Genomic DNA, 8,811 nt, shown 5'->3' on the forward strand with positions numbered 1-8,811 from the left:
TATCGCCAACTCGTTTTGTTCGCATGACCATTCGACCGGCAAAGAGGAAACGGGAAACCCCGCCGATACCCGTTTGACCGGCCCGTTCGCATGCCAGGATTCCAGGCGGAAGCGGCGGGAGACCGCGTCCGGCCCACACCACGGCGGATGCCTGGGCGGGTGAATCCAGAACGGGGGTTGGCATGCACGCGCCTGAAACGCCGTCCGAGGAGTTCGGCCCGGAGCTCCGCAGACGGCGGATCGCCGCCGGACTCACCCTCACCCGGCTCGCCGAACTGCTCAGCTACAGCAAGGGCCACCTCAGCAAGATCGAGCGCGGCCACAAGGCCCCGCCGCCCGAGTTCGCCCGCCGCTGCGACGTCCAGCTCGCCGCCGCCGGCGAGCTGGAGCGGCTCCTGCCGACCGGCCGCCGGCGGCCCCAGGCCGACCCGCACGCGCCCGCCGGCCCCCGCCAGGACCCACCGCTCCCCCACCAGCGCGGAGGAACCGGCGCCCCCGGAGGGCTCGGACGACGGCAACTGCTCGCCGCCGGAGCCACCTCCCTGCTCGGAGGCGGACTCGCCACCGCCCTGCCGGCCGCCGCCGCACCCGCCGGCGCAGCGGACCAGGAGTCCACCCCGGTCGAGGTCTTCCGGACCCACTTCGACCAGATCCGCAGGCTCGGCCAGAACAGCGACCCCGGCACGCTGCTCCCCCTGCTCACCGTCCAGACCCACACCCTGCGCGAACTCGCCGGCCAGGCCGACCCGGTCAACCGCGGACGGCTGCTCGTGCTCGCGGCCCGCTACGCCGAGTACGCCGGCTGGATGGCCCAGGAGGCCGGCGACGACCCCTCGGCGCTCCGGTGGACCGCCCAGGCCGTCGAACTCGCCGAGGGCGGCGGCGACCACGACCTGGCCTCGTACGCCCTGGTCCGGCGTGCCCTGATCACCTTCTACGCGGGCGACGCGGACCGGACCGTCCAGCTCGTCCGACCCGCGCAGGACGGCCGCCTGCCGCCCCGGATCCGCGGCCTCGCCGCCCAGCGCGAAGCCCAGGGGCACGCCCTCGCCGGCAACCGGGAGGCATGCCTGCGCAGCCTCGACCGCGCTCGCCGGCTCCTCGCGACCGCCGCCGACCAGGACGCCGGCGCCCCCGTCCTCGGCACCACCACCGTGGCCGACCCGGCCGCCGTGGTCACCGGGTGGTGCCTCCACGACCTCGGACACCCCCGCAGGGCGGCCGAGGTGTTCGACCAGGAGTACCCGCGGATCCCGGCCCACGCCGTCCGCAGCCGCGCCCGGTACGGACTCCGGCACGCCCTCGCCCACGCCGCCGACGGTGAACCGGAGCACGCCTGCGCACTCGCCGCGGACCTCCTACCCCTCGTCCCCGCCCTGCGCTCGGCCACCATCCGGGCCGGCGTCCGCCAGCTCGCCCGCGAACTCCAGCGGTTCCGCTCCAGCCGGTCCGTCCAGGACCTCCAGCCCGCGCTCGCCAGGGCTCTGCACCCGTAGGGCCCGGGGAGAGCTCCGGCGCGGCCTCCGGACCGCCACCCGCACGCCACCGCCGGACCGTCACCGGAACCGACCGTCACCAGAGAGGTGCTCCGCCATGCCCGACGTCTTCGTCAACTACCGCACCGACGACGAGGAGGCCACCGCCACCCTGATCGAGCGCGAGCTCTCCCGGCGCTTCGGCGACCGGCGCGTCTTCCGCGCCAGCAAGTCCATCGGGATCGGCCAGGCCTTCCCCCGGGAACTGCTGACCGCCGTCCGGCGCAGCAGCGTCCTCCTCGCCGTCATCGGCGCCCGCTGGGCCGACGCACGCAAGGCGGACGGGCGCCGCGCCCTCGACGACCCGACGGACTGGACCCGCCGCGAGATCGTCGAGGCCTTCGAGAGCGGCGCTCTGGTCGTCCCGGTGCTCGTCGGCCGCACCACCCGGCTGGACCGGCACGCCCTGCCGCCAGAGCTCGCCGAACTCGCCGACTGCCAGTACCTCCGCTTCGACACCCGGGACGCGGACTCCGGCCTGCGGCGCATCGGCGACGAACTGGCCAGGACGATCCCCCAGCTCGCCGAGGCCGAACAGCGGATCGACGGGGAGCCCGGCGCCGTCCAGACCCGCAACGAGGTCGGCCGCGTCGACGGCAGCGCCGTGCAGGCCCGGGACTACCGGCACGACCAGAGCGGGGGCATCGGCAACGTGGGCCGCGACGTGGGGACGTTCATCAACAACGCGAGCGGACCGGTCCACACCGGGAGCGGCGCACAGCACAACACCACCCGCCACGGCGGCGTCGAGATCCACGGGGACGGCGGCTCCTACGTCGAACGCGGCACCGTCAACAACGACTTCGGCGGCCGCCGCGACCGCGAGGGCCGCCGGTGATCGAGGCTGGGGACACGACCTCGATCGGCAGCACGCAGGGACCGACTCACACGGGTAACGGCAGCCAGTACATCACCAACAACAACTACTTCGGTTCATCGGAGGCACCGGGTCGTGGCGGTGCCCCTCAGCTGGTGACGCTCGCGCAACGCGAATGGCTGCGTCAGCGTTTCGTCGGACCGCCCGGGTACGGGGCCGCGGCCGCGCGGCTGGAGACACCGGGCACGGTCGTCCTGCTCACCGGCGCTCCCGGAAGCGGGCGCCGTGCGGCGGCCATCGTGTTGCTGCACGGCGCCGGTGAGGGGGGTGACGCACTCCGGGAGGTCTCGCTCGACGACTGGCTGAAGCAGAACGAGTCGGCTGAGCCGGTCGGCGGGGAGCGCATCCTGTTCGACCTCTCGGCCGTCTCGGCACCGGAGTTCATCGATGCCCAGAGCCGCCTGGGTACGTCTTGGGAGAAGCTACGCCGTCTGGATGCGCGGATGGTCATGGTGATCCCCCGGGATCACGAACGCCACCTGCGACCGGACTTCCACCAGCTGTTGGTTCCGATCGGACGCCCCGACGAGGCGGGTGTCCTGGCCCGGCACCTGAGACCCGCGGGAATCGAGCTCTCCCGCACCGAACTGCGGCACTCGGTCTTCCGCCCGCTTCTCGGCCGTTCCCCCATGCGGGAGCTGCAGCAGCTCTCCGCACTGCTGGTCCAGGCCAGATCCGCGGGCGGCGTCTTCGCCACATGGGCAGCCGAAGCGCTCGCAGCCGTCAAGGATCGGACCGTCGAGGTCGCCGAGCAGATCGCCGGTCTCGACGACGGCCGGCAGAAGGCTCTGCTGTTCACCTCCGCAATGCTTGACGAGGCTCCGGCGGATGCGGTGATCCGGCTGTCCGAACGGCTGCTGGCGAAGCTCGGCCACCCCGAGGACACACAGCCCCGCCTCGACCGTCCCGATCCGCTCCAACGCCTACAGGACGTAGGGGTCAAGGTCGAGGACGAGCGGGTCCGATTCGCCGCGCTGGCGTACGGAGCGGCGGTGCGGTCCCACTTCTGGCTCTACTACCCGGACCTTCGCCCGGCGTTCGGCGGCTGGGTCACGGACGCGGTCAGGGAGACCCCGTGGCTGGAGTCCGTCGACCGGCAGCGGCTCATCGGCCGGTACACCGAGCAGACCCTCCGCATCGGTGACGTCCGCACACTGACCGATCTGGTGGAGTCCTGGGCCCAGGACCCCCGGCTGCTCCCCGAGGCGATGCAGGTGCTGGGGCAGGGGCTGCTCAGCGAGGCCTGGGGCACGGAGTTCCGACGGAGGATCTACGACTGGTCGACGACTCCCCGGCTGCCCGGCAACCTCGCCCGGGTCCTGGCGCGGACGTGCGTCGAGGTCCTGGCGCCGCGCTTCCCCGACCAGGCGCTGGTGCGGCTGCACCAGCTGGCTCGCAGGGAGCTCGGCGCCGATCCGCCCGAGGTCCTGGACCTCCTGCTCGGGCTGGTCCGCCGGGACAGGCGGCTCTACCTCCGCCTCCTCGACCGGCTCTGCACCGGCCTGGAGAAACCGGCGCCGGAGCGGTCGGACGCCGGGATCTTCCTGGCCCTGGTGGAGTGCCTGCCCACCTGGGTGCCGCAGCGGGACGTCGCCCGCGGCTGGCGGGGAGTGCTGACCGTGGCACGGGAATCCCGGACCTGGGAGCCCGCCGTGCGGGCCTGGCTCTCGGCGGCCCGGCGGGAGCGGGACGGGGGTGCGCGGCTGATGGGGATCCTCGTCGAGGCCGCCTGCGGCCGGGTCGACGTGCTCAGCCGCTTCTACCTGCTGGCACACGGCTGGGCCGCCGGCCCGGACGACGAGCCGGCTCCGCTGACCCGTAGCGAGGTGGCGGCCCGCTTCTGCCGGGCGATCGACCGCGCACAGGGGATCGAACCGCTGGACCCGGCCGCGGCCGGGCCGGCCGAGGGGAGCACTGCGTGAAGGGCAGCGGAAAGGCGCCGCTCGTCGGTCTGGCCGTCGGGGCCGGTCTGGTGACGGTGGTTCTCGGGGTGTCGGCCAGGTGGCCGGTGTGGCTGTGGGGCGTGCCGGCGGCGGTGGCGCTGGTGCTGGCCGTCCTGTTGGCCTCGGCGAGGTCACCGGTGCCCGAGCCGGATCCGGAACCCGGCCCCGAACCGGAGCCCTGGCCCGAGTTCGAAACCGTCACCGCCCCGGCGGAGCCGCCCTGGGAGGAGACCCGGGTGGACGGCGTGGCGCTGCCGAGCCGGGTGCCCGACTACGACTTCCACTTCTCGGCCACGGTGTGGTGGCGCCCGATCCCGAACACGACCGGGCTGGTGCACGCCGACCCGGCCGGTCTGGCGATCGAGACGGTGCTGGCCCGCGCCCGCCAGGTGACCGAACTCGAGGTGCCCGAGCGGCTGGACCTGGTGCGGCACCGCTTGAACGGTGTGCTCGGCACCCAGCGGCCGGACGCGTCGGCGCTCGTGGAGGCCATGGGCGGACGGGTCGACCTGAGGCTGTCGGAGGACGACCGGACCAGGCTCGGAAAGCTCTCCGAGGTGCGCAAGTCCGAGGAGGTCTGGGAGCACGAGCGCCGCCAGGAGCAGAGCAGGCGTGCCTATCTGGGTGACGACGTCCTGAAGTCGCCCGGTAGCGCGGTGGTGTGGTGGTTGGCCCGGCACGACGACAAGGTCCGGGAGGCCGTCGACATGATCGGTCCGCTCGCCCAGCTGTCGGCGGCGGCCAACGACGAGGACGTGGACGGCCTGTACGAGCACCTGGTGCCGTACCCCGCGCCGAGGCCGGTCCCGTTCCTGGACGCGGTGGCGCCCACCCCGGGGCACCGGGAGGACGACGGGGACGACGGGGACGAGGGCGGGCCGCCCGACCGGCCCGGGCCGACGGAGCCGACCGGGCCGACACGGGGGCCGGCCGTGGTCGGTCCGCTGACCGAGCTGCTGGACGACGTCGATCTGGTGACGGACTCCCCCGAACGGACGGTCTACCTGCACCGGGTCGCTCAGGCCACCGATGCCGCCGGCCGCTCCGAGCAGGCCAGGCTGATCCGGGAGAGCCTGCTCGGAGACGGCTCCGGGCTCCCCGCGGCCGCGCCCGACCCGAGCCGGACCGCGGGCGGTACCGGCGACGGCCCCGGCGTTCCCTGGGCGAAGGTCGGCGGAGCGGTGAACGGTTCCGCCGTGAACGGTTCCTCGCCCGGCCAAGTGCCCGGTCCCGGGGCCCCGTGACGGCGGCTCGGCCGGATGCGCCGCCACCCCCGGCCGGGGCGGTGGGGCGCCGGGCCGGGGGTGGGTGAGTGGGTGGGGTGGGGGTCGCTGCGGGCGGGGGTTACTGCGGGGTGACGTAGGCGCCGGAGATGCCGCCGTCGACGAGGAAGGTGTTGGCGGTCATGAAGGAGGAGTCGTCGGAGGCGAGGAAGGCGACCGCGGCGGCGATCTCCTCGGGCTCGGCGAAGCGGCCGAGGGGGATGTGGACGAGGCGGCGGGCGGCGCGCTCCGGGTCCTTGGCGAAGAGCTCCTGGAGCAGCGGCGTGTTGACCGGCCCCGGGCAGAGGGCGTTGACGCGGATGCCCTCGCGGGCGAACTGCACGCCGAGCTCCCGCGACATCGCGAGGACGCCGCCCTTGGAGGCGCTGTAGGAGATCTGCGAGGTGGCCGCGCCCATGACGGCGACGAAGGAGGCGGTGTTGATGATCGAGCCCTTGCCCTGCCGCTGCATGTGCGGGATCGCGTACTTGCAGCAGAGGTAGACGCTGGTCAGGTTGACCTCCTGGACGCGCTTCCAGGCGTCCAGGCCGGTGGTGAGGATGGAGTCGTCGTCGGGCGGGGAGATGCCCGCGTTGTTGAAGGCGATGTCGACCCGGCCGAACGCGTCGGCGACGCGCTGGAAGAGCGCGCTGACGGCCTGCTCGTCGGTGACGTCGGCCTGGATGAACAGGCCGTCGACCTCGTTGGCGGCCTTGGCGCCGGTCTCCGCGTCGAGGTCGACGCAGACCACCTTGGCGCCCTCCTGGGCGAACCTGCGCGCGGTGGCCAGGCCGATGCCGCTGCCCGCGCCGGTGATGACGGCCACCCGGCCGTCGAGTCGCTTGGTCATGCTGCTCACTCCTCCGTGGAGATGAAGACGTTCTTGGTCTGGGTGAAGGCGTCCAGGGCGTCCGGGCCGAGCTCGCGCCCGAGGCCGGACTGCTTGAAGCCGCCGAAGGGCGTGGTGTACCGCACCGAGGAGTGCGAGTTGACGGAGAGGTTGCCGGCCTCGACGCCGCGGGCGACCCGCAGGGCGCGGCCGACGTCCCTGGTCCAGATGGAGCCGGACAGGCCGTACTCGGTGGCGTTGGCGATCCGCAGCGCGTCCTCCTCGTCGCGGAACGGGACGACGGCGACGACCGGGCCGAAGATCTCCTCGGTGAAGGCGCGGTCGTCGTGCCGCACCGGTGCGAGCACCGTCGGCGGGAACCAGAAGCCGGGCCCGTCGGGGGCGGTGCCGCGGAAGGCGACGGGCGCGTCGTCCGGGACGTAGGAGGCGACCCGGCTGCGGTGGGCGGCGGAGATCAGCGGGCCCATCTCGGTCTGCTCGTCGCCCGGGGCGCCCACCTTGACGCCCTTGACGGCGGGCTCCAGCAGTGCCATGAAGTCGTCGAGGACGGACTCCTGGACGAGGATGCGGGAGCGGGCGCAGCAGTCCTGGCCGGCGTTGTCGAAGACCGCGTACGGGGCGGTGGCGGCGGCGCGGGCGAGGTCGGCGTCGGCGAACACGATGTTGGCGCTCTTGCCGCCGAGTTCGAGGGTGACCGGTTTCACCTGCTCGGCGCAGCCGGCCATGATCTCCTTGCCGACCCGGGTGGAGCCGGTGAACACGACCTTGCGCACGTCGGGGTGGGTGACGAAGCGCCGGCCGACCACCGGGCCGCGGCCGGGCAGGATCTGCAGGACGCCCTCCGGGATGCCCGCCAGGAGGGCGAGCTCGCCGAGCCGCAGGGCGGTCAGCGGGGTGAGCTCGGCCGGTTTGACGATGACGGTGTTGCCGGCGGCGAGGGCCGGGGCGAGCGCCCAGGCGGCGATCGGCATCGGGAAGTTCCAGGGAACGATGACGCCGACGACGCCGAGCGGCTCCTGGAAGGTGACGTCGAGCCCGCCCGCGACCGGGATCTGCCGGCCGAACAGCCGCTCGGGCGCGGCGGCGTAGTACTCGATGACGTCCCGCGCGTTGCCGGCCTCCCAGCGGGCGTTGCCGATGGTGTGGCCGGCGTTGGCGACCTCCAGGGCTGCGAGGTGCTCGCGGTCGGCGTCGACGGCGGCGGCGAACGCGCGCAGCAGTCGGGCCCGGTCGGCGGGGGCGACCCGGCGCCAGCCGTCGAAGGCCGCGCGGGCGCGGGCGACGGCGGCGTCGGTCTCGGCGAGGCCGGCCAGCTCGACGGTGGTGATCACCTCCTCGGTGGCGGGGTTGACGACCTCGTGGAGGTCCGGTTCGGTCATCGGGCGCTCTCCCTGTGGTTCGCGGACGGGCTGCCGGGGTGGCTGCCGGGGTCGGTGCTGGACGGGGTGCCGGGCCGGGTGCCGGTCCCGGCGCCGGGCTGGAGCTCGGACGGGGTGCCGGACGGGGTGCCGGACGGGCCCGCGACCGGGCCGGCGGACCGGCAGGCGGCGACCAGCGCCTGGAAGATCCGCTGGTCGTACGAGTCGGTCTCGGGGTGCCACTGGACGCCCAGCGCGAAGTGCCGGTCCGGCAGTTCGAGCGCCTCGACCGTCCCGTCGGTGCTCCGCCCGGTCACCCTCAGCCCGGCGCCGATCCGGTCGACGGCCTGGTGGTGGTAGCACGAGACCTCGGTGACCGGCCCGAGGACGGCGGCGAGCCGGCTGCCCTCGGTGAGGTCGACGCGGTGCCGGACGAAGGCGGCGGGGACGGTCTGGTGGCTGCCGTCGGGCAGGTGCTGGAGCAGGGTTCCGCCGAGTTCCACGTTGAGCAGCTGCATCCCGCGGCAGACGCCCAGCAGCGGCAGGTCGCGGCTGAGGGCGGCGTGCAGCAGGGTGCTCTCCCAGTCGTCGCGGGCGTGGTGGGGCGGGCCGGTGCGCGGGTCGGCGTCCGCCGCGTACCTGGCCGGGTCGATGTCGGGCCCCCCGGCGAGGAGCAGCCCGTCCAGGGCGTCGAGCAGGTGCTCGACGCCGCCGGGCTGGGGCGGCAGCAGCACCGGGGTGCCGCCCGCCCGGGCGACGGAGTCGACGTAGGTCTGCGGCACGAGCGAGGCGCGCTGGCGCCAGACGGACCAGGCGGCCTCGTCCTGGTAGCTGGTGATGCCGATCAGGGGCCGTCGGCGGTCGTCACGGGTCATGGTGGTTCTCCTGTGCCGTGGTTCAGAGTCGTTCGAAGCCGCGGCGGCGTTCCCAGTCGGTGACGGCCCGTTGGTGGGCGGCGAGTTCGGTGCGTCCGGCGTGGGTGTAGT

At 74.0% G+C, this 8,811-nt stretch carries 7 protein-coding genes; 4 read left to right on the forward strand and 3 right to left on the reverse strand.

The window, feature by feature from the left end:
• The first annotated feature begins 182 nt into the window (after positions 1-182).
• The 4 genes from AB0N04_RS24995 (at position 183) to AB0N04_RS25010 (ending at position 5,599) form a co-directional block, all read left to right on the forward strand.
• Complete coding sequence (locus tag AB0N04_RS24995) at positions 183-1,496, forward strand: helix-turn-helix transcriptional regulator (RefSeq protein ID WP_360211109.1); 1,314 nt, start codon at positions 183-185, stop codon at positions 1,494-1,496.
• Positions 1,497-1,593: 97 nt separating this feature from the next.
• Complete coding sequence (locus AB0N04_RS25000; RefSeq protein WP_360211111.1) at positions 1,594-2,373, forward strand: toll/interleukin-1 receptor domain-containing protein; 780 nt, start codon at positions 1,594-1,596, stop codon at positions 2,371-2,373.
• Positions 2,374-2,507: 134 nt separating this feature from the next.
• Entirely contained in the window at positions 2,508-4,334 is a 1,827-nt protein-coding gene (locus AB0N04_RS25005) for a hypothetical protein (RefSeq protein ID WP_360211113.1), read from the forward strand.
• Positions 4,331-5,599, forward strand: coding sequence for a hypothetical protein (locus tag AB0N04_RS25010; RefSeq protein ID WP_360211115.1), 1,269 nt, complete (start codon positions 4,331-4,333; stop codon positions 5,597-5,599). The genes AB0N04_RS25005 and AB0N04_RS25010 overlap by 4 nt, the downstream gene beginning before the upstream one ends.
• Positions 5,600-5,699: 100 nt before the next feature.
• On the opposite strand, the gene AB0N04_RS25015 is transcribed toward AB0N04_RS25010, so the two are convergent.
• From AB0N04_RS25015 to AB0N04_RS25025, 3 genes are read right to left on the reverse strand one after another with little or no spacing between them, the layout of a single operon-like run.
• Positions 5,700-6,467, reverse strand: a complete 768-nt coding sequence (locus AB0N04_RS25015; RefSeq protein ID WP_360211117.1) for a 3-oxoacyl-ACP reductase — start codon at positions 6,465-6,467, stop codon at positions 5,700-5,702.
• Between the two features lie 5 nt (positions 6,468-6,472).
• Complete coding sequence (locus AB0N04_RS25020; protein ID WP_360211119.1) at positions 6,473-7,846, reverse strand: aldehyde dehydrogenase family protein; 1,374 nt, start codon at positions 7,844-7,846, stop codon at positions 6,473-6,475.
• Positions 7,843-8,700 (reverse strand): gamma-glutamyl-gamma-aminobutyrate hydrolase family protein, encoded by an 858-nt coding sequence (locus tag AB0N04_RS25025; RefSeq protein WP_360211121.1) that lies wholly within the window; start codon positions 8,698-8,700, stop codon positions 7,843-7,845. The genes AB0N04_RS25020 and AB0N04_RS25025 overlap by 4 nt, the downstream gene beginning before the upstream one ends.
• Positions 8,701-8,811 lie beyond the last annotated feature (111 nt).

The organism is Kitasatospora sp. NPDC051702, assembly GCF_040681575.1.
Classification (GTDB): domain Bacteria; phylum Actinomycetota; class Actinomycetes; order Streptomycetales; family Streptomycetaceae; genus Kitasatospora.

Bases quoted from the DNA above. Each gene is read 5' to 3' on its own strand.
- AB0N04_RS24995 (WP_360211109.1), top strand. From the start codon at position 183: ATGCACGCGCCTGAAACGCCGTCCGAGGAGTTCGGCCCGGAGCTCCGC.
- AB0N04_RS25000 (WP_360211111.1), top strand. From the start codon at position 1,594: ATGCCCGACGTCTTCGTCAACTACCGCACCGACGACGAGGAGGCCACC.
- AB0N04_RS25015 (WP_360211117.1), bottom strand. From the start codon at position 6,467: ATGACCAAGCGACTCGACGGCCGGGTGGCCGTCATCACCGGCGCGGGC.
- AB0N04_RS25020 (WP_360211119.1), bottom strand. From the start codon at position 7,846: ATGACCGAACCGGACCTCCACGAGGTCGTCAACCCCGCCACCGAGGAG.
- AB0N04_RS25025 (WP_360211121.1), bottom strand. From the start codon at position 8,700: ATGACCCGTGACGACCGCCGACGGCCCCTGATCGGCATCACCAGCTAC.